The following is a 21,470-nucleotide window of genomic DNA, read 5'->3' as shown; positions in this document are numbered from 1 at the left end:
CCTAAATCAGGTGGGCAAATTCTAGGGGCTCAGCCATAGGCGGGAAGTTCATCTGGGATCTTAGTTCTGGAGGGTCGCCGTGCTGTCATCCTAGTAGTCGATACTAATGTCGTACTAGCCACGGCACGTTCTAAGGCCCGACGTGCCTCTCGCTCGGTGGGAAACGTCCTGCAGAACTCGGTTCTTCGCCGACCGTTCACGACATACTCGGTCCGTGGTTGCCCACCGTCGAGATAGCGCAAGATCTCCGGTTTACCCGCATGTTCGCAGGACCACTCGTCCGGCCCCAGCCGAACCCACCGGCGGGCGAAGCGAAGCCGCTCTAATGCCTGACGGAAGGCAGCGGCACGTGGATAGCGATCTCCGTAACCGGGAGCGCAGGCGGTGTTGAGAATCTTCTTGAGGGGGGTAGGCACGTAGTCGGGAAATCCCACCAAGGCCGGGATGCCGCCGTTCGCAACCTCGTTTCGCCAGGAGCCATCATCAGTGATGATATGCCCCCAGGCGGCCATGTTGTTGATAGCTCGCATCAAGGTCAGGCCGGTGGCGTAGACGTCGCTCGCGGGCGAGAAGGAGCCTCCGTTAGCTGCCTCCGGCGACGCGTGTGGCATATAGAATTCGTCGATGACGCTGATCCCGGTCGATGGATGGGTTGCCGTCCCAAAATCGGAAAGTTTTGCGCCATTGGGTGCAAGCATGATGTTCCCGGGCTTCACGTCGCGATGGACGATGCCGCGGGCATGCGCGTGCTCCAGGGCGTAGAGAATGTGCTTTACGTAGGACACACTGTCCGCGACCGGCACGAACTCGCGCAGGAGCCGGTCACCGAGCGAGCCTCCTTCGACGAACTCCATCTCGATAAGGACCGAGCTGTCGAAGACATCCGCCGTGCGGACCTCGACGACATGGTCATGCCCGCAAAGGCTCTGGGCCTGCGCCTCGACCACCGCCTTGTGTCGGTCCGGCTCGGTCACCAGCACAATCTTGAGAGCCGAGATGAGGCCCAAGTTCAGGTTGCGCACCTGGAACACCTGCCCATAGCGGCCAGCCCCCAGAGGCTTGAGCACCTGGTACTTGTTCAGGATCACCTGACCGGGTTGGACCAGGAGAGGCAGGGGGCTATTCATCGAGCGACACCCATGCGCTCAGGGCGGCCAGCTTGGCGTCCTTGTCCCACTTGCCCGGGCGGCCGGAGATCAACGCATCGCAAGCGGCGAACTTGTCGTCCTTCACGCCGAGCGCCTTGGCTGTGAAGGATTGCGTCACGTATTCGCGGATGTGCAGGCCACGCTCGTGCGCGACCAGATTGAGGATCCCGAACGGGAAGGTGAGATAGGCGACTTGGTCCGCCTTCTTCGCTTCAAGCGATAGGCGGTACGCCAACCGGCTCCCCGGCGCGCGGTCGATCACCTCGGAGAAGGTCTGCTTGAAGTAATTGGCGAGCTCGGTCCGGGGCTGGGCCGCATCGAAGCGGTGCCGGTCATGGCCGACATACACTGGCGCACCGCGCGTTCCTTCGAGGATGCAATACCAGAGCTCGCCCTTCTTGATGTTGAAACCTATGACCGACATCACCCTCTCGAACCGCGACTAGAACGACCACGGGTGAAGGCTAACCCGATTCGCTGCGCGGGAGCGTCAACCATGCCGCCGATAGGCGGGCCGCCGTTAACGGGCGGCCCGACGCTTCATGGCTTCAGGTTAGGATTGGGCGCTGGGCGACGGGACGGGAGTTATCCTTGTCCCATTCGCCCGGCGGGCCGACTATGGCTCACTCTGCGGGCGGGCACTCTTTGAATGCGGACCAACAAAGGTGCTCGCCACAGGCGGCAGGGATACTTAGCTACATCCCGTCGTGCCACCGCAGGTGTCGCATTTCAGGCAGGTTCCGTTGCGGACCAGCGTGAAGTTCGCGCATTCCGGGCAGGCTTCGCCGACATAGCCCTTCATCTTCGCCTCGGCCCGCCGATCCGCGACGCTGCGCTCCGCCTTCGGCTCGGGCTTGGCGAAGGGCAGCGTCTCGACGCTGCCGAGGCTCTGCGGCTCAGCCTTGAGGGCCGTCGCGCCCCGCACGGCGTGGACCGTGCCGCCGGCCGGGGCCGATTGGCCCGTGGCCGCTGCGGCGACCCCCGTCGTGGCGCCCGACGGACCGCCCTGGATCAGGGTGAGCCGATCGGCCGAGCCGCGCAGCAGGCCGCGAGAGACGACGGCCGAGGCTGCCGGCGCCGGCTTGCCGGCCTCGCGGGTGGTGTCGCCCTCGCCGCCGCCAAGCACCGTGCCGCCGATCTCGGACGGGTTGACGTGGGCGAGATCCATCCGGCCGAGATAGGACACAGCCAGTTCGCGGAAGACGTAGTCGAGCAGCGAGGTCGCGTTCTTGATCGCGTCGTTGCCCTGCACGAAACCCGCCGGCTCGAAGCGGGTGAAGGTGAAGGCCTCGACGTATTCCTCCAGCGGCACGCCGTATTGCAGGCCCAGTGAGATCGCGATGGCGAAGTTGTTCATCAACGAGCGGAAGGTCGCGCCTTCCTTGTGCATGTCGATGAAGATCTCGCCCAGCCGACCGTCATCGTACTCGCCGGTGCGCAGGTAGACCTTGTGCCCGCCCACGACCGCCTTCTGGGTGTAACCCTTGCGGCGGTCGGGCATCTTCTCGCGCGAGCGGATCCGCTCGATGCGCTCGATCACCCGCTCGACGATCTTCTCGGCCGCCACCGTCGCCTTGGCCGCGGCGGGGGCCTGGATGATCGCCTCCAGCGCCTCGTCGGCCTCCTCCTCGTCGTCGGCGATCAGCGCCGAGTTGAGGGGCTGCGAGAGCTTGGAGCCGTCGCGGTAGAGGGCGTTGGCCTTCAGCGCGAGGCGCCAGGACAGCAGGTAGGCCGCCTTGCAATCCTCGACCGTGGCGTCGTTGGGCATGTTGATGGTCTTGGAGATCGCCCCCGAGATGAAGGGCTGCGCCGCAGCCATCATGCGGATGTGGCTCTCGACCGAGAGGTAGCGCTTGCCCGTGCGCCCGCAGGGGTTGGCGCAATCGAACACCGCGTAGTGCTCGCGCTTCAGGAAGGGCGCGCCCTCCAGCGTCATCGCCCCGCAGACGTGGGTGTTGGCGGCCTCGATGTCCCGCTTCGAGAAGCCGAGGAAGGGCAGCAGTTCGAAGGTCGGGTCGGCGAGCTTGTCCGCGGGCACCTTGAGGGTGTCCTTGAGGAAGTCGTCGCCGAGGTTCCAGCGGTTGAACACGAACTTGATGTCGAAGGCCGACTTCAGCCCGGCTTCCACCGCCGCGATCTTGTCGTCCGAAAAGCCCTTCGAGCGCAGCGAACCGGGATTGATCGCGGGCGCCTGGCCCATCGAGCCGTGGCCGACGGCGTAGGCCTCGATCTCGGCGATCTCGGATTCGCGGTAGCCGAGCGCCCGCAGCGCGTCCGGCACGGCGCGGTTGATGATCTTGAAGTAACCGCCGCCGGCGAGCTTCTTGAACTTCACGAGTGCGAAGTCGGGCTCGATGCCGGTGGTGTCACAATCCATCACGAGGCCGATCGTGCCGGTGGGCGCGATCACGGTGGCCTGCGCGTTGCGGTAGCCGTGTTGCTCGCCGAGGCTCAGCGCCCGGTCCCAGGCGGCCCGGGCATGGGCGCCGAGATCGTCTTGCGGGATGTTGGCGTGGTCGAGCGGCACGGGGGCGACGTTCAGGCCCTCGTAGCCGGCGGCCTCGCCGTGGGCGGCGCGGCGGTGATTACGAACCACTCGCAGCATGTGGTTGGCGTTGTCCGGATAGGCTTCGAAGGTTCCGAGTTCGGCCGCCATCTCGGCGGAGGTGGCGTAGGCCACGCCCGTCATGATCGCGGTGAGCGCACCGGCGAGCGCCCGGCCTGCATCCGAGTCGTAGGGCAGGCCCATGGTCATCAGCAGGCCGCCGATATTGGCATAGCCGAGGCCGAGCGTGCGGTACTTGTAGGAAAGCTCGGCGATTTCCTTCGACGGGAACTGCGCCATCATCACCGAGATCTCGAGCACCACCGTCCAGAGACGGTTGAGGTGTTCGAAGGCCTCGACGTCGAAATGCTTGGCCTGACGATCGTAGAGCGTCAGCAGGTTGGCGCTGGCGAGATTGCAGGCCGTGTCGTCGAGGAACATGTACTCGGAGCACGGGTTCGAGGCCCGGATCCGCCCGCCGGTCGGGCAGGTGTGCCAGTCGTTCATCGTCGTGTTGAAGTGTAGGCCCGGATCGGCCGATGCCCAGGCCGCCTCGCCGATCTTCTCCCAGAGCTCGCGGGCCTTGAGCGTCTTGGAGACCTTGCCCGTCGTGCGGGCCGTCAGGCTCCAATCCCCGTCCGCTTCCACCGCGCGCAGAAACTCGTCGGTCAGCGAGACCGAGTTGTTGGAGTTCTGGCCGGCGACCGTGAGGTAGGCTTCCGAGTCCCAGTCGGTGTCGTAGACGGGGAACTCGATCTTGGTGAAACCCTGGCGAGCGAACTGCACGACGCGCTTGATATAGGCGTCGGGCACCATCGCGCGGCGGGCGGCCTTGATCTCGCGCTTGAGCGCCGGGTTGCGCTCGGGGTCGAAGCAGGCGTCGCCTTCCGCCTCGCACTGGGTGCAGGCCTTCATCACCGCGGAGAGGTGCTTGGAGACGACCTTGGAGCCGGTCACCAGGGCGGCGACCTTCTGCTCCTCCTTCACCTTCCAGTCGATGAAAGCCTCGATATCGGGATGGTCGATGTCGACGATCACCATCTTGGCGGCGCGGCGCGTCGTGCCGCCGGACTTGATGGCGCCCGCGGCCCGGTCGCCGATCTTGAGGAAGGACATCAGGCCCGACGATTTGCCGCCGCCGCCGAGTTTCTCGTTCTCCGCGCGCAGCATCGAGAAGTTCGAGCCGGTGCCCGAGCCGTACTTGAACAGGCGCGCTTCCCGCACCCACAGGTCCATGATGCCGCCCTCGTTCACGAGGTCGTCCTGAACGCCCTGGATGAAGCAGGCATGCGGCTGCGGGTGCTCGTAGCTCGAGCCCGACTTGGTGAGTTCGCCGGTGCGGTAGTCGCAGTAATAGTGGCCCTGGCTCGGGCCATCGATGCCGTAGGCCCAGTGCAGGCCGGTGTTGAACCATTGCGGCGAATTCGGCGCCACCATCTGACGGGCCAGCATGAAGCGCAGCTCGTCCATGAAGGCCGAGGCATCCTCCTCCGAGGAGAAGTAGCCGCCCTTCCAGCCCCAATAGGTCCAGCAGCCCGCGAGCCGGTCGAAGACCTGGGTGGACGAGATCTCGGAGACGAAGCGCTCGTCCTCGGGCAGCTCGCTGAGCGCGGCCTCGTCGGGCACGGCGCGCCAGAGGAAGGAGGGAACGCTGTTCTCCTCCACCTTCTTCAAGCGGGCCGGGACGCCGGCCTTGCGGAAATATTTCTGCGCCAGAACGTCGGCGGCGACCTGGCTCCAGCTCTCGGGCACGGAGATGCCCTCGAGCCGGAAGACGATCGAGCCGTCCGGGTTACGGATCTCGCTCACCGCCTTGCGGAAGGCGATGGCAGCGTAGGGCGACTGGCCGGCCGTGGTGTAGCGCCGCTCGAACCGCATGAATCCCTCTCCCTCGGAGCCAAAAGGCCCCGTGCCGCGGCGGGGCCGCGGTGCGTGGATGAAAAGCCGGAACGTGCCTCGGCCGGTCCGTGCCCCTCGACAGGGGGCCGTCCGTCATGCGGAAGCAGGGTCTTTCCAGACCCCGCCGAGCCGTCCGAAGCGTTGCCCAGACCTTACGTCCGGGTCGCCGTCTGCGTCAATAACTAGTGCCGGCTACCCGTGTTCCTCGCTAGATGTTGTGTTCTGGGTGATAATCCTGTGGATATTCGCGGCGTTCCGCTAAGTGGCCTTTCGGTCGAGTTGAATCACGCGGGATTTTTTTTCGATCCACAGGATGAGGCGGTGGGCAGTCCGTTCCCGGGCTGGTCCGACAGGGTTAACGGCAGCACGAGGCGGGCGGAGCGTGCCGTAAATGCGACAGCGGCCGGTCGCGCTGGACTCGCGCGCGGGGAGTGACCATAACGGCCCGGCGACGGCGCCCGCGGACCCGTCGCCCGCCGGAGGAACCATGGCCCTCAAGGACACGCTGCTGCGCATCTTCACCTGGTGGAACGGGCAGACGATGTCGCTCGCGCTCTACACCGCGCGCAGCGGCCAGTTCGTCGGATCGGACGAACTCGGCAACAAGTACTACAAGGCGCAAGGTGCCCTGATCGACCGCTCGGTCGGATCGGAGCGGCGCTGGGTCGTCTATAACGGCTATGCCGACGCCTCCCGCGTGCCGCCGGGCTGGCGGGCGTGGCTGTGTCACAACGGCGACGTCGCCCCGAGCGAGGAGGACTACAAGCCTCGCGAGTGGCAGAAGGCCCACGAGGAGAACCTCACCGGCACGGCGGCTGCCTATCGGCCCAAGGGCTCGCAGCTCTCCTGGGGCGCACGCCCCGCCGCCACCGGCGATTACGTGCCATGGACGCCGGGCGAGTAGACGGTTTCGTGATCGCGAGGCCGGCTTCCCTCTGAACGGATCGGCGCCTCGGGCCTTGTCCCTCCATCGAAGGATGGAACGGATCGACCCATGCGAGCGACGATGTTGGCTCTGCTGCTGTGCCTCGGCGCAGCGGCATCTCAGGCCCAGGAAGCGGACGCCCAGGCGCCGTCCGAGCTGACGCCGGTCCTGAAATCCGAAAGCCTCGTCTTCAACGGCATCACCCGCACCCGGGACGGGCGGCTGTTCTCGCCGTTCCAGCGCCAGCAGAAGGACAAGGGCCTTCAGCTCGGCGAGTGGATCGACGGCAAGCCCGTGCCCTATCCGGATGCCGCCTGGAACGGCTGGAAGACGGGCGACGCCGCGTCCAAAGCCTTCGTCGGCGCCAACGCCATCCGCATCGGCCCGGACGGCGATCTCTGGGTGGTCGACAAGGGTGCGGCCGAACTCGGCGGGGCGCCCCTGCCCGGCGGGCCGAAGCTCGTGCAGATCGACCTCTCGGCCAACACGGTCCGCAAGGTGTTTCCCCTTGAGAAGGGGACCACGGACAAGAGCTTCATCGACGATTTCCGCTTCAACGGCCGCAAGGTCTACCTGACCGATGCCGGCCAGCCGGGGATCATCGTGCTCGACCTCGATGACGGCTCGCTGCGGCGGGTGCTCGACGGGCACCCCTCCACGGTGGCGCAGCGCCCGCTCACCGGGGAGAACAAGGTCCTGCGCGATGCCAAGGACCGGCCGATCGCCATCCATGCCGATCAACTGGAGGTCTCGCCGGACGGGAAGTGGTTCACCTACCAAGCCTGCACCGGCCCGCTCTACCGGATCGAGACCAAGTGGCTCAACGATGCGGGTGCCAGCGAGGCCGAGCGGGCCAAGCACGTGACGCTGTTCGCCGCCACCGTCTCGACCGGCGGCACGGCGATCGACGCGGACGGCAACATCTACGCCTCCGATACCGACAATCTGCGCATCCTGAAATTCGCGCCGGACGGCACCCAGACCACGCTGGTTCAGGACCCGCGTCTCGTCTGGGGGGACGCGATGTGGATCGACGAGGAGGGCGGGCTGTGGATTCCGGCCGCGCAGATGAACCGCAGCAAGGCGATGAACGGCGGCACCTCGAAGATCGTCTTCCCGACCACGATCTTCCGCATGTCGATCGGTGCCAAGCCGGTGCGGAACTAAGGCGATCGGCCCGGCCGCTGTTTTTCCCGCCACCCGCCCTTTTTCGACCACCCTTGGGGTGTTGGAACGGCCGGATCGTTTGCCGGCCGTGGCGGCCGGAGTCAGACTCAAGAGGGCGCCTTGAGCCGCATCCCCGCACCTGTTCTGCGCCGGACCGCGCTCGGCACGCTGGCGCTGATCCTGTCCGCACTGCCGGCCTCCGCCGACAAGATCAAGAACCCGACCGCGGTGTTCTCCGGCCTCGACAAGATCACCGGCCGGATCGTGACCTTCGAGGTCGCCATCGACGAGACGGTACAGTTCGGCGCGCTGCAGATGACGCCGCGGGTCTGCTACTCGCGCCCCCCTACCGAAACACCGAAGACGACGGCGTTTCTCGAGGTCGACGAGGTGACGCTGGACAGCAAGTACCGGCGCATCTTCACGGGCTGGATGTTCGCGGCGAGCCCCGGCCTGCACGCCATCGAGCACCCGATCTACGACGTGTGGCTGACCGATTGTAAGGGTGGCACCGACGTGATCGCCGAGGCGAAGGAGCAGGAGGACGTGCCCGCGCTCGCCTCCCGCCAGGAGAAGCCGAAGAAGAAGGGTGGGGACCCGACCAAGACCGCCCAGCAGGTCAACCAGAACGGTCAGGTCGACGTCGAAGGGCCGCGCGGCGTGCCGGTGCAGCCCAAGCAGAAGCCTTCGCGAAAATTCTTCCCGAACAACGAGGGACCGGCGGCCGCCCCGCCGCCCCCGCGCGAGCCGCAATCGATCTTCGACGCGATCTTCCGGTAGCGGTCGTCCGTCATGGCGCGGCGAAGCCATCCGGGCCGGTGAATTGTATAGAGAGGTGGCGCCGCTGGATCGCTTCGCTGCCGCGCGCGATGACGGCCTTGAACTGGCCGGACGGACGCCGTCTCACGCCGCCAGCCGCTGCCGCGAGGTCATGAACGGGCCGTCCGGCTGCCGAGCCGCGGCGAAGGTGCCGAGCCCGACCGGGCGCGGCATCCCCACATAGATCGCTTCCATGCCGCCGGAGAGCCGGTAGGCCTCGTGCCAGAAGCCGTTGCCGGCCGGATCGCGGGCGAAATCCCGCCACCACGTCTTGTGCGGCTCCGAGCGGGTGAAGGACTCCAGGCTCTCCAGATCCCGCCAGTACTGCCGCATGCCGATATGGTTGAGGCCGTAGACGAGATTCTCGTGCGCGAGGAGCCCGTCGGGCATCGTCCGCTGCATTTGTGCGAGCCCGCGTCCGATGCCGAGCAGCGCCCTCAGGCCGCGCAGGCGTCCGACCCGGAAGCCGAGATAGACCACCACGAGACCGGGATGATCCGAGAGATCGACCGAAACCCGGGAGGGGCGGGCCGAAGCGGCCGCTTGCTTGTCCGTCGCCCGCATGGCACTCACTCCATGTTTACGGTGTAATCATAGGCCCCTGATTTACAGTGTCAACATCGAGCATGGGATCGAAGCCGGGCAAGGGAAGCTACCATCACGGTGAGCTGCGCGAGTCCCTGATCGCCGCGGGTCTGGCAATCCTAGAGGAGGGGGGCGACCCCTCCGCGCTCGGCTTGCGCGAGGCGGCGCGACGGGCCGGGGTCTCGGCCATGGCGCCCTACCGGCATTTCCCGGACAAGGATGCCCTGCTCGCCGCCGTCGCGACCGTCGGGTTCGAGCGGCTGCGCGCGGCGCTGGAGGCGGCGGACGGGGGAGGGGAGGGGCGCGAGGCCCTTTACGCGCAAGGTGCCGCCTACGTCGCCTTCGCCTGCGCTCAGCCCGGCCTGTTCCGTCTGATGTTCGGGGCTCGATCCGGCGGAGTGCGCCCCGAGGCCCTGTGCCTCGCCTCGGCTGCGGCCTACGCGGTGCTGTCCGAACGCGTCGCCGCGTTGGTACCCGCCGAATCGGCCGCGGAGGAGGCCCTGCGCTCCTGGGCCCTGGTTCACGGCATCGCATCGCTCGCCATCGACGGCATGATCGGGGAGGCCGCGCGCACCGACCCGCAAGCCGCCGCCGCCCTGGCTGAGCGGTTGCTGCGACTCGAAACCCTTCCTCGATAAGGCCAGGATCCCAAAGGGATCATCCCTTCGGCGGGGTGCCGGGGCCGAGCCCCGGCATTCCTTTCAGGGCTCGGCCCTGGACCCGCGAAAGGACTCGTCCTTTCGAAACCTCGACTATCCGCCCGCGCCGATCCCGAGGGCGGCGAGCGCTTCGGCGCCGCTGAAGGCTTGGTTCCGGGGACCCCAATGGGCGCGCTCGACGATCGCGGCGGAGAGCTGGCGGTTGTAGATGTGGCGCGGCACTTCCTCGACGCCGAACTGGCTCAGATGCTCGGTGAGGAACTGCGTGTCGGCGAGGCGGTAGCCGCCCCGGCGCAAGCGGGCGACGAGGTGGACCAGCGCCACCTTCGAGGCATCGCGCACCTCGTGGAACATGCTCTCCCCGAAGAAGGCTGCTCCCAGAGACACGCCGTAGAGCCCGCCCGCCAGCCGCCCCTCGTGATAGACCTCGATCGTGTGGCAATGGCCGAGATCGAACAGCGCGCCGTAGAGGTCGCGGATGCGGGCATTGATCCAGGTTCGGGCCGTGTCCCGCCGCGGGGCGGCGCAGCCGTCGATCACGGCATCGAAATCCCGGTCGCTCACGACCTCGAACAGGTCGGAGCGCACGGTGCGGGCGAGACGCCGCGGCACGTGGAACCGGTCGAGGGGCAGCACGCCGCGGGCTCTCGGCTCGACCCAGTAGATCGTGGGATCGTCCGCATCCTCGGCCATCGGGAAGATCCCGGCAGCGTAGGCCTTGAGCAGGATGTCGGGCGTGATGTCCACGGGATGCCTGTCGTGCATCGCAGCGTTGTCGCGCGCCCCGTGCCCGAACGCCAGCCGTCAGGAGGAAGCAGGCGCGGGCGTTCACACCTGAGATGGAGCCGCAAAGCGGGGGGGCGGCCGAGCCGCCCCGCACCGTCAGCGCCGCGGCTCGACCCCGGCCACGTCCTCGCGGGCGAGGAAGCTCTCGAGCCAGTGGATGTCGTACTGGCCGTTCTGGACCTCGGCGTTGCGCACCAGCGTGCGGAACAGCGGCAGCGTGGTGTCGATTCCGTCGACGACGAACTCGTCCAACGCCCGGCGCAGGCGCATCAGGCACTCGTTGCGGGTGCGCCCGTGCACGATCAGCTTGCCGATCAGCGAATCGTAGTGCGGCGGGATGCGGTAGCCCTGGAAGGCGGCCGAATCGACCCGCACGCCGAGGCCGCCCGGCGGGTGGAAGTAGGTGATCAGCCCCGGCGAGGGCCGGAAGGTCGAAGGGTGCTCGGCGTTGATCCGGCACTCGATGGCGTGACCCTCGACCTTGATGTCCTCCTGAGCGACCGAGAGGCCGCCGCCGGCGGCGACCCGGATCTGCTCGTTCACGAGGTCGATCCCGGTGATCATCTCGGTGACGGGATGCTCCACCTGGATGCGCGTGTTCATCTCGATGAAGTAGAAACGGCCGTCCTCGTAGAGGAACTCGATCGTGCCGGCGCCGAGATAGCTGAGCTGGCGCATGGCGTTGGCGCAGATGCCGCCGATCTCGGCGCGCATCGCCTCGTCGAGGGCGGGCGAGCCGCCTTCCTCCCAGACCTTCTGGTGACGGCGCTGGAGCGAGCAGTCGCGCTCGGCCAGATGCACGGCATCCCCGCGCCCGTCGCCGAGGATCTGCACCTCGATGTGGCGGGGCTTGGTGAGATACTTTTCGAGGTAGACCGCGTCGTCGCCGAAGGCGGCCTTGGCCTCGGTGCGGGCCATGTCGAGCGCCTGCTCCAGCTCGCCTTCCGAGCGGGCGACCTTCATGCCGCGCCCGCCGCCGCCGGAAGCCGCCTTGACCAGCACGGGATAGCCGATTTCGGCGGCCACGCGCTTGGCCTCGTCCGGGTCGGTGACGCCGCCCTCGGAGCCCGGCACGCAGGGGATGCCGAGCGCCTTGGCCGTGCGCTTGGCCTCGATCTTGTCGCCCATGATGCGGATATGCTCGGCCTTGGGGCCGATGAAGCCGATGTTGTGGTGGGCCAGCACCTCGGCGAAGCGGGCGTTCTCCGACAGGAAGCCGTAGCCCGGATGCACGGCGTCCGCCCCGGTGATCTCGCAGGCCGCGATGATCGAGGGGATGTTGAGGTAGCTGTCGCGGGCGGCCGGCGGGCCGATGCAGACGCTCTCGTCGGCCAGCCGCACGTGCATCGCGTCGGCATCGGCCGTGGAATGGACCGCGACGGTGGCGATACCGAGCTCCTTCGCGGCCCGCAGGATGCGGAGCGCGATCTCGCCGCGGTTGGCGATCAGGATCTTGTCGAACATCGCTGAACGCTACTCGATGACGAGGAGGGCTTCGCCGTACTCGACCGGCATCCCGTCCTCGACGAAGATCGCGGTCACCGTACCGGCGCGGGGCGCGACGATCTCGTTGAAGGTCTTCATCGCCTCGACGAGCAGGACCTTGTCGCCGGCCTGGACCTTCGTGCCGATCTCGATGAAGGGCTTGGCCTCGGGCGAGGGGCGCAGATAGGCGGTGCCGACCATGGGGGAGGGCACGGCGCCGGGATGGCCCGCGCCGGACTTGGCGGGTGCGGGTGCCAGCGCCGCCGGGGGCGCGATGGCCGGAGCCGCCGCGAGCGGGGCCGGCGCGGCGGGGGCGACCTGAACCGCGACCGGCTCGATCTTGCGGGCGACACGGATGCGCAGGTCACCCTTCTCGACCTCGATCTCGCTCAGGTCGGTCTCGGCGACCATCCGGGCGAGTTCGCGCACCAGTTCGGGATCGAAGGGTTCGTTCTTGGCCATCGGCTCTTGGTTCTGACGTCAGGAGGCGGACGCGAGGCGTCCGCGCAGGAGATGGGCGAGGGCGTCGAGCCCGACAACGTAACTGTGGGCACCGAAGCCCGAAATCACACCGGCGCAGACCGGAGCGATCCGGGAGACGTGCCGGAATTCCTCACGAGCATGGACGTTCGAGAGGTGGATCTCCACCGCCGTCACCCCCGCTCCCGTGATCGCGTCGCGCAGCGCGATCGAGCTGTGCGTGTAGGCGGCGGCGTTGATGAGCACCCCGGCCCCGGCCGCGCCCGCCTCCTGCACGAACGTCACGAGTTCGCCCTCGTGATTCGTCTGACGGAAGGTCAGGGCGATATCGAGGCGAGCCGCCTGCTCCCGGAGGGTCCGCTCGATGTCGACGAGCGTGGCGGCGCCGTAGATGCCCGGCTCGCGCTTGCCCAGGAGGTTGAGGTTTGGCCCGTTGAGGCAGTGGATCGCGATCATGCCGTCCGGATTCTACGGCCGGAGCGTCGCGCGACGCCCGGCGAGGTCGGCCGGTCTTAGACGAGTGGCTCGGGGTGCGACAAGGGCGCAGGGGCGGCCGTTTTCCGGCTACGCTTCAATAAGTCCAGCGCTGAGCCTTGTTCACGAGGAAATCGCGGAACGCCTGGACGCGGGCGACTGAGCGCATCTCCTCGGCATAGACGAGGTAGCTCTCCATGGTCGGCATCTCGCTCTCGCGCAGCACTTGGACGAGGCTCTCGTTCCCGTCGACGGCGTAGTCCGGCAGGATGCCGACGCCGATGCCGGCCTCCATCGCCTTGTGGAGCGCGGTGATGTTGTTGACCGTGAAGTGGACCGGGCGGCGGTCGTCGGCTTGGCGGCCGATGCTGGCGAGGTAGTGCGTGGCCAGCAGGTAGGACGGCTCGTTGCCGCCGAAGGAGACGAGGCGGTGCTCGTCGAGGTCGGCGATGGTCTTGGGCTCGCCGAAGCGCTTCACGTAATCGGGACTGGCGAAGGCGTGGTAATGCACCGTGAACAGGCGCCGCTGGATCAGGTCCGGCTGGGCCGGGCGGCGCATGCGGATCGCGATGTCGGCCTCGCGCATGGCGAGATCCAGTTCCTCGTTGGTGAGCACCAACTCGATCCGCACGTCCGGATAGAGGTCGAGAAACTCGGAGATGCGCTGCGAGAGCCAGGAGGTGCCCAGGCCCACCGTGGTCGTCACCCGCAGGTCGCCGGAGGGGCGCTCGCTCGTCTCCACGAGGCGGGCGCGGGTGTTCTCCAGCCGGAGCTTCATGTCGCGCGCGGCGCGGAACAGCAGGTCGCCCTGTTCGGTGAGGATGAGGCCGCGGGCGTGACGGTGGAACAGCGGCGCCTTCAGCTCCCGCTCCAGCGCACTGATCTGCCGGCTCACCGCCGACTGGCTGAGGCCGATATCGTCACCCGCCCGCGTGAAGCTGCCGGCTTCCGCGACGTTGAGGAAAATCCGGATCTTGTCCCAATCCAAGGCCGTCACTCCCGCCCGTCGAGGCCGGCCCGTCACGGGAGACCGCGACCTTCGGGCGTCGCACGACGCAAGTCTGTCCGCCCCCACCATGCCCGGCGAGGGGCTCCTCGCGAAACCTGCCGGCTCCGGCACCGCTCAGGCTAGGACAACAAGCTTGCGATTTGGTTGCGTCGTCGCCGTCGTCAACAGGGAAGTTGGGGCCTGACAACGTTTTGTACTGCTTCAAAAACGCCCGACCCGCCTCGCTTCGCCGGCCGACACGGCGGCGAAGCGAAGGTTGTTCTGAAAACTACTTCGCGTTTTTCTCGATGGCGCCGGACCTGCCGGGACGAACCGGCAGGTCCACGAGCGCGGCCGCTATTCGGCCGCCGCCTGGGCCGGGCTCTCGCCGACATCGAGGGCGGCGAGGTACTTCTCCGCCTCCAAGGCCGCCATGCAGCCCATCCCCGCCGCGGTGATCGCCTGACGGTAGACGTCGTCCGTGACGTCGCCCGCGGCGAAGACGCCGGGGATGCTGGTCTCGGAGGTGCCCGGCCTCACGCTGATGTAGCCGCCCTGGCGCATGGGCAGCTGGCCCTCGAAGATCCCCGTGGCGGGCTGGTGCCCGATCGCCACGAACAGGCCGTCGGTCGGCTGCTCGACGATCTCGCCCGTGCGCAGGTCCTTGAGACGCAGATGCGTGACGGAGGGCGGCGTGTCGGAGCCGCAGATCTCCTCCACCGCGTGGTGCCACTTCACGGTGACGTTGGGATGCTTGAACAGGCGCTCCTGCAGGATGCGCTCGGCCCGGAACTCGCCCCGGCGGTGGATCACGGTGACGGACTTGGCGAGGTTGGCCAGATATAGGGCTTCCTCGACCGCGGTGTTGCCGCCGCCCACCACCGTCACGTCCTTGCCACGGAAGAAGAAGCCGTCGCAGGTGGCGCAGGCCGAGACGCCGAAGCCCTGGAACTTCGCCTCCGAGGGCAGGCCGAGCCACTTGGCCTGGGCGCCGGTGGCGATGATGAGCGCGTCGCAGCTGTAGGTCTCGCCGGAATCCGCCTCGAGCCGGAAGGGGCGAACGTTCAGATCGACGCTGGTGATGTACTCGGAGAGGATCTTGGTGCCCACGTGTTCGGCCTGGAGGCGCATCTGCTCCATGAGCCAGGGGCCCTGGATCGCCTCGGCGAAGCCCGGGTAATTCTCCACGTCGGTGGTGATCATGAGCTGGCCGCCGGGCTGGAAGCCCGAGATCAGCAGGGGCTCGACCATGGCGCGGGCGGCGTAGATCGCGGCGGTGTAGCCCGCCGGCCCCGAGCCGATGATTACGAGCCTCGCATGGGTGTGCGCCATCTGTGCCCTCTCCTGTCGGCGACCGGCTCCGCTGTTCCCGGTGCGGGCCGCTCTCTCGTCCTGTGAACCGTCGCGCCCAGTCTGACACCGCGCGATCAAAAATTTCTTCTCAACGCGGCGCCCGAGGCCGAGAAACGTCCCGTCCCGCCGGTTCCGCTCAGAAGGGCGGACGCGCCGGGGATAGTGCCGGAGCGGGCGGAGCGTTCGTCCGCTCGCCCGTCATCCCTTGCCGGTGGCGCTCGTAGGCCTCGGCCAGGGCCGCGGCGATGGTCGGCGTGGCGTCGATGGGTGCGTAGCGAAGAGCCTCCAGCCGGCCGATGAAGGGCTTCAGCGCGCCGGCCATGGCGAGGCCCGCGAACATCCGCCTGTGCCGGATATAGGTGCGCGGCAGGTCGAACAGCAGGAGGGGCACGCCGGTGCTCGCCGCCTCGCCCACCATGTTGGCCGAGTCCGAGGTGACGACGATGTGGTCGGCGATGGCCAGCATGCCGACGTAAGGATTCTCGCCGCTGCCGTCCCAGAAGAACCCGCCCTTGTCCCGGACGAGGTTCTCCAGCGCCGTGCGCAGATCCGGAGGGGTGCGCCGGGATACCGTCAGCATCAGCGAGCAGCCGCCTTCGGCGAGCTTGGTCAGGTCGCGCACCAGCCGGCGCATGTCCGTCTTGCGGTAGCGCAGATGGCGGCTATCGCCGCCGATCAGGACGGCGATGCGCGGCCAGGGCAGGCCGGCAAGCCGTGGATCGGGGGTCAGGCGGGCCGCGTCGAGGCGGGCGCGGGAGACCGGGTGCGGAGCGGTCAGGGTGGTGAAGACGTTGGGGCCGCGCAGGTCGTCGTAATCCGGCACCCAAATGAAGTCGGCGGTGTCGTGGCCGGTGCGGGGATCCTTGAGGAAGGCGGTGAAGGTCCGCTCGCCCGAGGCGCGGCGCACGGCGCGCAGATAGGGCACGGCGCGGCGCCCCGAGGCGATCAGGAGGTCGGGCAGCGGGCCTTCCAGCATGCCGCCGGCCCGGCCCGGTGCGTCGCGCGGGTCGATCGGCCCCCAGGGCGCCATCCAGGTCAGCGGGCGCCCCTTGGGAATGCGCCGCCTCTCGTAGGAGACGCCCAGTGCTTCGGCGATGCCGATGCACTGGTTCTCGTCGCCCGCCTTGCCGTCGGTGACGATCCAGGCGCGGGCATGCGCGAGGTCCGGCGGCACGCTGCCGTCCGCCGTCACCGGCCCTGTCTCGTTCACGCGACGCAAACCTCCGACTTTTGTTCTGATGCGCTCTTCGAGGCCGAACCGGTGTCCAGTTCGGCGGAAAGCACTTCGGAACCAGCCCTACTGGGCCGGGAGCATCCGCCGCAGCCACTGGGCGTAGTGCTCGGCGAGCGCTGCGAGCCGGCGCCGCTCGGAGGCCGGATCGTACCACGCGCCGCCCGAACTCGCGGGCAGGGCCGAGAGCTGAGGATGACGCGCGAGGATCTCGCCCCCGCGACCCACCAGCAGAGCCTCGCCGTCGAGGTAATCGGTCGAGCCGCCGCCCCCGAAGCTGCCGCCGCGGCCGACGCCCTCGCCGCCCGCATAGGGGTTGAGGGTGAGGCCGCTCACCCGCACCACCAGCGTCGGGGCTCCGCGCACCATGCGGTCACCGAAGCTGCGTCGCAGGGCCTCGGTCAGGTCCGCGCGCAGGGCTTCCGCCTGCGGGCCGCGGGCATAGGCCTGGAGCGGGCGCATGTCGACGGCGACGCCGCCGATCCGGTCGAACCCCTGCGCCAGGGCGGGAGCCGCCCCGGCGAGGAGGCCGATCAGGGCCGCGAAGCCGAGGACGCGCAAGGGGTTCAGGCTCCCCACTCGACGGCGACGACCTCGTAGGACTTGCCGCCGCCGGGCGTGGTCACCTCCACCGTGTCGCCGACGGCCTTGCCGATCAGGGCGCGGGCGATGGGCGAGGAGATCGAGACCCGGCCCTCGCGCACGTCCGCCTCCGGCTCGCCGACGAGCTGGTAGGTCTTCTCCTCCTCGGTGTCCTCGTCCACGAGCTTCACGCGGGCGCCGAACTTGATCTTCGCGCCGGACAGCTTCGAGGTGTCGATGATCTCGGCGCGCGCGATCATGCTCTCCAGTTCGAGCACCCGGCCCTCGTTGTGGGACTGGGCCTCCTTGGCAGCGTGATACTCGGCATTCTCGGAGAGGTCGCCGAGCGCGCGGGCCTCGGAAATCGCCTGGATGATCCGGGGACGTTCCACCTGCTGGCGACGCTTCAGCTCCTCCTCGAGGGCTGCGTAGCCGCGTGCCGTGATGGGAAGCTTGTCGATGCTCATGGTCTCGCGCCACAATGAAGAGGCCCGGCCGGAGCGGGGTGCTCCTTCCGGGCCGGGAAACGGCTCTTGAACGCGTGGCTCGAAGCCGCCCGCCTTGTGAGGGGCGGAGGGCTTGCCACGCGGAGTCTATTTAGGCCGCGAAGTATTCCTGCAAGGCGCGCACCTGAAGATCGCCTTCGAGATAGGCTTTGATCCCCTCGGCCGCTGCCATCGCGCCGGCCAGAGTGGTGTAGTACGGCACTTTATGCAAGAGGGCCGCCCGCCTGAGCGAGCGGGAGTCCGAGAGCGCACCGGCGCCTTCGGTGGTGTTGATGACGAGCGCGATCTCGCCGTTCTTGATGGCATCCACGATGTGGGGACGGCCCTCCAGAACCTTGTTGATGCGGTTCGTCGGGATGCCTTCCTCGGCGAGGTAGCGCTGCGTGCCGCTGGTCGCGAGGATGGTGAAGCCGAGCGTGTGCAGCAGCCGGATCGCCGGCAGCACGCGGGGCTTGTCGTCGTCGCGCACGGAGACGAACACCGTGCCCGTGCGCGGCACGGCCGTTCCGGAGCCGAGCTGGCTCTTGGCGAAGGCCACGCCGAAGCCGGCATCCAGCCCGATCACCTCGCCCGTCGAGCGCATCTCCGGCCCGAGCAGCACGTCGACGCCGGGGAAGCGGGCGAAGGGGAACACCGCCTCCTTGACCGCGATGTGGTCGAGCTTCTTCGGCTTGAGGCCGAAGGTGTCGAGGCGCTCGCCGGCCATGATCCGCGCGGCGATCTTGGCGATCGGCTCGCCGATGACCTTGGCCACGAAGGGCACCGTGCGCGAGGCGCGCGGGTTCACTTCCAGCACGTAGATCGCGCCGTCCTTGATGGCGTACTGCACGTTCATCAGGCCGCCGACCTTGAGCGCGAGCGCCATCGCCTTGGTCTGTCGCTCCAGCTCGGCCAGGATCTCGGGCGCGAGCGTGCGCGGGGGCAGCGAGCAGGCGGAATCGCCCGAGTGGATGCCCGCCTCCTCGATATGCTCCATGATGCCGGCGATGAACACGCTCTCACCGTCGCAGACCGCGTCCACGTCGACCTCGGTCGCATCCGACAGGTAGCGGTCGAACAGGAGCGGGTTCTTGCCAAGCACCGTGTTGATCTGCCCCGTCTTGTCGTTGGGGTAGCGCGCCTTGATGTCGGACGGGATCAGGCTCGGCAGCGTCCCGAGCAGGTACTCGGCGAACTGCGCCTCGTCGCGGATGATCGCCATGGCGCGCCCGCCGAGCACGTAGCTGGGGCGCACCACGAAGGGCAGGCCGAGTTCGGCCGCCACCAGCCGGCTCTGCTCCACCGAGTAGGCGATGCCGTTCTTGGGCTGCTTGAGTCCGAGCTTGTCGAGCAGCCGCTTGAACTGGTCGCGGTCCTCGGCGAGGTCGATGGCGTCGGGCGAGGTGCCGAGGATCGGCACGCCGGCGCCCTCCAGAGCGCGGGCGAGCTTGAGCGGTGTCTGTCCGCCGAACTGCACGATCACGCCGTGGAGCGTGCCCGCCTGCCGCTCGGTCTCGACGATCTCAAGGACATCCTCTTCGGTGAGCGGCTCGAAGTAGAGCCGGTCGGAGGTGTCGTAGTCGGTCGAGACCGTCTCCGGGTTGCAGTTGACCATGATGGTCTCGAAGCCGGCCTCGGTGAGTGCGAAGCAGGCGTGGCAGCAGCAATAGTCGAACTCGATGCCCTGGCCGATCCGGTTCGGGCCGCCGCCGAGGATGATGACCTTCTTCTTATCCGACGGGTACGCCTCGTCGGCCACCGTGCCGGCGAACGGCGCGACGTAGGACGAGTACATGTAGGCGGTCGGCGCCTTGAACTCTGCGGCGCAAGTGTCGATCCGCTTGAAGACGGGGCGCACGTTCAGCGCCCGGCGTGCGGCACGTACGGCCTCCTCGTCGGTATCCGTGAGGACGGCGAGCCGCGCATCGGAGAAGCCGGCCGCCTTGAGCTGGCGGAAGGCGCCCGGCGTTTGGGGCAGGCCGTGCGCCTTCACCCGGTTCTCCAGATCGACGATGGCCTGGAGCTGCTCTAGGAACCACGGGTCGATCCGGCAGGAGGCGTGGATCTCCTCGTGGCTGATCCCGAGGCGCATCGCCTGGGCGACCTTGAGCAGGCGGTCCGGCGTCGGCGTGCCCAGCGCTGCCTTGATGGCGTTGTGGTCGTCGCCCTTGCCCAAGCCCTCGATCTCGATCTCGTCGAGGCCGGTGAGGCCCGTCTCCAGGGAGCGCAGGGCCTTCTGCAGCGATTCCGCGAAGCAGCGGCCGATCGCCATGGCTTCGCCCACCGACTTCATCGCGGTGGTCAGCGTCGGCTCGGCGCCGGGGAACTTCTCGAAGGCGAAGCGCGGGATCTTGGTGACGACGTAGTCGATCGTCGGCTCGAACGAGGCCGGGGTCGCGCCGCCGGTGATGTCGTTGGCGATCTCGTCGAGCGTGTAGCCGACGGCGAGCTTAGCCGCGACCTTGGCGATCGGGAAGCCAGTGGCCTTCGAGGCGAGCGCCGAGGAGCGCGAGACCCGCGGGTTCATCTCGATCACGATCATCCGACCGTTCTCGGGGTTGATCGCGAACTGCACGTTGGAGCCGCCGGTCTCGACCCCGATCTCGCGCAGCACGGCGAGCGAGGCGTCGCGCATTACCTGATACTCTTTGTCGGTGAGCGTCAGCGCGGGGGCGACGGTGATGGAATCGCCGGTATGCACGCCCATCGGATCGACGTTCTCGATGGAGCAGACGATGATGCAGTTGTCCGCCTTGTCGCGGACGACCTCCATTTCGTACTCCTTCCAGCCGAGCACGCTCTCCTCGATCAGCACCTCATTGGTCGGCGAGGCGTCGATGCCGCGCTCGACGATCTCGAGGAATTCCTCCCGATTGTAGGCGATGCCGCCGCCGGTGCCGCCCATGGTGAAGGAGGGGCGGATGATCGCCGGCAGGCCGACTTCGGCGAGCGCGATCAGGGCCTGGCCGAGCGCGTGCTCGATGTAGCGCCGGCGCCGGTCGCCCTCGGCTCCGCTCCACTGGCGCTCGAACTCGGCGAGCGCCACCTCGCGGGTGGCCGGGTCGGAATTCGCGCCCTCGATCCGGGCCTTCTCGGCGAGATAGCGGTCGCGATCGACCTTCTTGGCGGCGGAGGCGTTGGCCAGCGCCGATTTCGGCGTCTCCAGGCCGATCTTGGTCATCGCGTCGCGGAAGAGGTTGCGGTCCTCCGCCTTGTCGATGGCCTCGGCGGTCGCGCCGATCATCTGCACGCCGAACTTTTCCAGCACGCCCATGCGCTTCAAGGAGAGCGCGCAGTTCAGCGCCGTCTGGCCGCCCATGGTGGGGAGCAGCGCGTCGGGCCTCTCCTTCTCGATGATCTTGGTCACGATCTCCGGGGTGATCGGCTCGACATAGGTCGCGTCGGCCATGTCCGGATCGGTCATGATCGTCGCCGGGTTCGAGTTCACCAGGACGATCCGGTAGCCTTCTTCCCGCAGGGCCTTGCAGGCCTGGGTCCCGGAGTAATCGAACTCGCAGGCCTGCCCGATGATGATGGGGCCCGCACCGATGATGAGGATGGAGGAGATGTCGGTGCGTTTCGGCATTGAGCGCCTTGAATCGAGTTCGCGCGCGCTCGCCCTCGCGCGCCGCCGGTGTCGGGCGGCGCCAAGGGGGCGCAGGCGGCTGGGATGATCGTCAAGCCCCGCGTTTACACGCAGCCGCGCTGGTTTGAAAGGCCCGCCGCTTGAGGGGCAGGGGAGCACGTCTTCCGCACGTCGCTTGAAGTATAATTATTCAATTTACTGGATAAATGACGATTTGATGCTGCGTATTTGACTCGATATCTTGCGTGTCTCGGCGAGATTCGTCGATGTTTT

At 67.8% G+C, this 21,470-nt stretch carries 18 protein-coding genes; 4 read left to right on the top strand and 14 right to left on the bottom strand.

Translation table 11 applies throughout. The features are described from left to right. Window positions 1–29: 29 nt before the first annotated feature. From BY998_RS11540 to BY998_RS11530, 3 genes are all read right to left on the bottom strand, one after another. The gene (locus BY998_RS11540) at window positions 30–1,088 is read right to left on the bottom strand and encodes a serine/threonine-protein kinase (protein WP_210205496.1); all 1,059 of its coding nucleotides are present in this window, start codon (window positions 1,086–1,088) and stop codon (window positions 30–32) included. 31 nt (window positions 1,089–1,119) lie between these two features. Continuing rightward, on the bottom strand, window positions 1,120–1,572 hold the full coding sequence (locus BY998_RS11535; protein ID WP_110351768.1) for a hypothetical protein: 453 nt from the start codon (window positions 1,570–1,572) through the stop codon (window positions 1,120–1,122). Between the two features lie 267 nt (window positions 1,573–1,839). After that, window positions 1,840–5,571: a vitamin B12-dependent ribonucleotide reductase gene (locus BY998_RS11530; protein WP_110351767.1), complete on the bottom strand. Its 3,732-nt coding sequence runs from the start codon at window positions 5,569–5,571 to the stop codon at window positions 1,840–1,842. A 508-nt stretch (window positions 5,572–6,079) separates the two neighbouring features. Here BY998_RS11530 and BY998_RS11525 point away from each other — a divergent pair. The 3 genes from BY998_RS11525 (at window position 6,080) to BY998_RS11515 (ending at window position 8,464) form a co-directional block, all read left to right on the top strand. Next, the gene (locus BY998_RS11525; RefSeq protein ID WP_110351766.1) at window positions 6,080–6,496 is read left to right on the top strand and encodes an NADH:ubiquinone oxidoreductase subunit NDUFA12; all 417 of its coding nucleotides are present in this window, start codon (window positions 6,080–6,082) and stop codon (window positions 6,494–6,496) included. A gap of 90 nt (window positions 6,497–6,586) precedes the next feature. Next, window positions 6,587–7,684 (top strand): L-dopachrome tautomerase-related protein, encoded by a 1,098-nt coding sequence (locus BY998_RS11520; protein WP_110351765.1) that lies wholly within the window; start codon window positions 6,587–6,589, stop codon window positions 7,682–7,684. Between the two features lie 120 nt (window positions 7,685–7,804). Then, window positions 7,805–8,464, top strand: a complete 660-nt coding sequence (locus tag BY998_RS11515; protein ID WP_110351764.1) for a DUF2155 domain-containing protein — start codon at window positions 7,805–7,807, stop codon at window positions 8,462–8,464. A gap of 123 nt (window positions 8,465–8,587) precedes the next feature. On the opposite strand, the gene BY998_RS11510 is transcribed toward BY998_RS11515, so the two are convergent. Further along, on the bottom strand, window positions 8,588–9,067 hold the full coding sequence (locus BY998_RS11510; RefSeq protein ID WP_110351763.1) for a DUF4188 domain-containing protein: 480 nt from the start codon (window positions 9,065–9,067) through the stop codon (window positions 8,588–8,590). A gap of 47 nt (window positions 9,068–9,114) precedes the next feature. Here BY998_RS11510 and BY998_RS11505 point away from each other — a divergent pair, with 47 nt between their 5' ends. Then, window positions 9,115–9,726 (top strand): TetR/AcrR family transcriptional regulator, encoded by a 612-nt coding sequence (locus BY998_RS11505; RefSeq protein ID WP_110351762.1) that lies wholly within the window; start codon window positions 9,115–9,117, stop codon window positions 9,724–9,726. 114 nt (window positions 9,727–9,840) lie between these two features. Here the strand turns inward: BY998_RS11505 and aat are convergent, their stop codons facing one another. The 10 genes from aat to carB form a co-directional block, all read right to left on the bottom strand. After that, on the bottom strand, window positions 9,841–10,512 hold the full coding sequence (aat, locus tag BY998_RS11500) for a leucyl/phenylalanyl-tRNA--protein transferase (RefSeq protein WP_110351761.1): 672 nt from the start codon (window positions 10,510–10,512) through the stop codon (window positions 9,841–9,843). Window positions 10,513–10,629: 117 nt separating this feature from the next. Next, on the bottom strand, window positions 10,630–11,997 hold the full coding sequence (accC, locus tag BY998_RS11495) for an acetyl-CoA carboxylase biotin carboxylase subunit (protein ID WP_110351760.1): 1,368 nt from the start codon (window positions 11,995–11,997) through the stop codon (window positions 10,630–10,632). 9 nt (window positions 11,998–12,006) lie between these two features. Continuing rightward, complete coding sequence (accB, locus tag BY998_RS11490) at window positions 12,007–12,480, bottom strand: acetyl-CoA carboxylase biotin carboxyl carrier protein (RefSeq protein ID WP_110351759.1); 474 nt, start codon at window positions 12,478–12,480, stop codon at window positions 12,007–12,009. 18 nt (window positions 12,481–12,498) lie between these two features. Beyond that, window positions 12,499–12,954: a type II 3-dehydroquinate dehydratase gene (aroQ, locus tag BY998_RS11485; protein WP_110351758.1), complete on the bottom strand. Its 456-nt coding sequence runs from the start codon at window positions 12,952–12,954 to the stop codon at window positions 12,499–12,501. Between the two features lie 115 nt (window positions 12,955–13,069). Continuing rightward, window positions 13,070–13,960: a LysR family transcriptional regulator gene (locus tag BY998_RS11480; protein WP_110351845.1), complete on the bottom strand. Its 891-nt coding sequence runs from the start codon at window positions 13,958–13,960 to the stop codon at window positions 13,070–13,072. Between the two features lie 357 nt (window positions 13,961–14,317). Then, window positions 14,318–15,292, bottom strand: a complete 975-nt coding sequence (gene trxB, locus BY998_RS11475) for a thioredoxin-disulfide reductase (RefSeq protein ID WP_110351757.1) — start codon at window positions 15,290–15,292, stop codon at window positions 14,318–14,320. Between the two features lie 157 nt (window positions 15,293–15,449). Beyond that, a complete protein-coding gene (locus tag BY998_RS11470; RefSeq protein ID WP_245421558.1) occupies window positions 15,450–16,523 on the bottom strand; it encodes a mitochondrial fission ELM1 family protein in 1,074 nt (357 codons plus the stop codon). Window positions 16,524–16,610: 87 nt separating this feature from the next. Then, complete coding sequence (locus BY998_RS11465) at window positions 16,611–17,105, bottom strand: hypothetical protein (RefSeq protein WP_110351756.1); 495 nt, start codon at window positions 17,103–17,105, stop codon at window positions 16,611–16,613. Between the two features lie 5 nt (window positions 17,106–17,110). Continuing rightward, the gene (gene greA / locus BY998_RS11460) at window positions 17,111–17,587 is read right to left on the bottom strand and encodes a transcription elongation factor GreA (protein ID WP_181425498.1); all 477 of its coding nucleotides are present in this window, start codon (window positions 17,585–17,587) and stop codon (window positions 17,111–17,113) included. A gap of 136 nt (window positions 17,588–17,723) precedes the next feature. After that, a complete protein-coding gene (carB, locus tag BY998_RS11455; RefSeq protein WP_110351755.1) occupies window positions 17,724–21,197 on the bottom strand; it encodes a carbamoyl-phosphate synthase large subunit in 3,474 nt (1,157 codons plus the stop codon). Window positions 21,198–21,470 lie beyond the last annotated feature (273 nt).

This window comes from Methylobacterium sp. B4 (assembly GCF_003201865.1).
GTDB lineage: Bacteria > Pseudomonadota > Alphaproteobacteria > Rhizobiales > Beijerinckiaceae > Methylobacterium.
This window is presented reverse-complemented; position numbering and strand designations above follow the sequence as displayed.

Bases quoted from the DNA above. Each gene is read 5' to 3' on its own strand.
- BY998_RS11535 (WP_110351768.1), bottom strand. From the start codon at position 1,572: ATGTCGGTCATAGGTTTCAACATCAAGAAGGGCGAGCTCTGGTATTGC.
- BY998_RS11530 (WP_110351767.1), bottom strand. From the start codon at position 5,571: ATGCGGTTCGAGCGGCGCTACACCACGGCCGGCCAGTCGCCCTACGCT.
- BY998_RS11525 (WP_110351766.1), top strand. From the start codon at position 6,080: ATGGCCCTCAAGGACACGCTGCTGCGCATCTTCACCTGGTGGAACGGG.
- BY998_RS11520 (WP_110351765.1), top strand. From the start codon at position 6,587: ATGCGAGCGACGATGTTGGCTCTGCTGCTGTGCCTCGGCGCAGCGGCA.
- BY998_RS11510 (WP_110351763.1), bottom strand. From the start codon at position 9,067: ATGCGGGCGACGGACAAGCAAGCGGCCGCTTCGGCCCGCCCCTCCCGG.
- aat (WP_110351761.1), bottom strand. From the start codon at position 10,512: ATGCACGACAGGCATCCCGTGGACATCACGCCCGACATCCTGCTCAAG.
- accC (WP_110351760.1), bottom strand. From the start codon at position 11,997: ATGTTCGACAAGATCCTGATCGCCAACCGCGGCGAGATCGCGCTCCGC.
- accB (WP_110351759.1), bottom strand. From the start codon at position 12,480: ATGGCCAAGAACGAACCCTTCGATCCCGAACTGGTGCGCGAACTCGCC.
- aroQ (WP_110351758.1), bottom strand. From the start codon at position 12,954: ATGATCGCGATCCACTGCCTCAACGGGCCAAACCTCAACCTCCTGGGC.
- trxB (WP_110351757.1), bottom strand. From the start codon at position 15,292: ATGGCGCACACCCATGCGAGGCTCGTAATCATCGGCTCGGGGCCGGCG.
- carB (WP_110351755.1), bottom strand. From the start codon at position 21,197: ATGCCGAAACGCACCGACATCTCCTCCATCCTCATCATCGGTGCGGGC.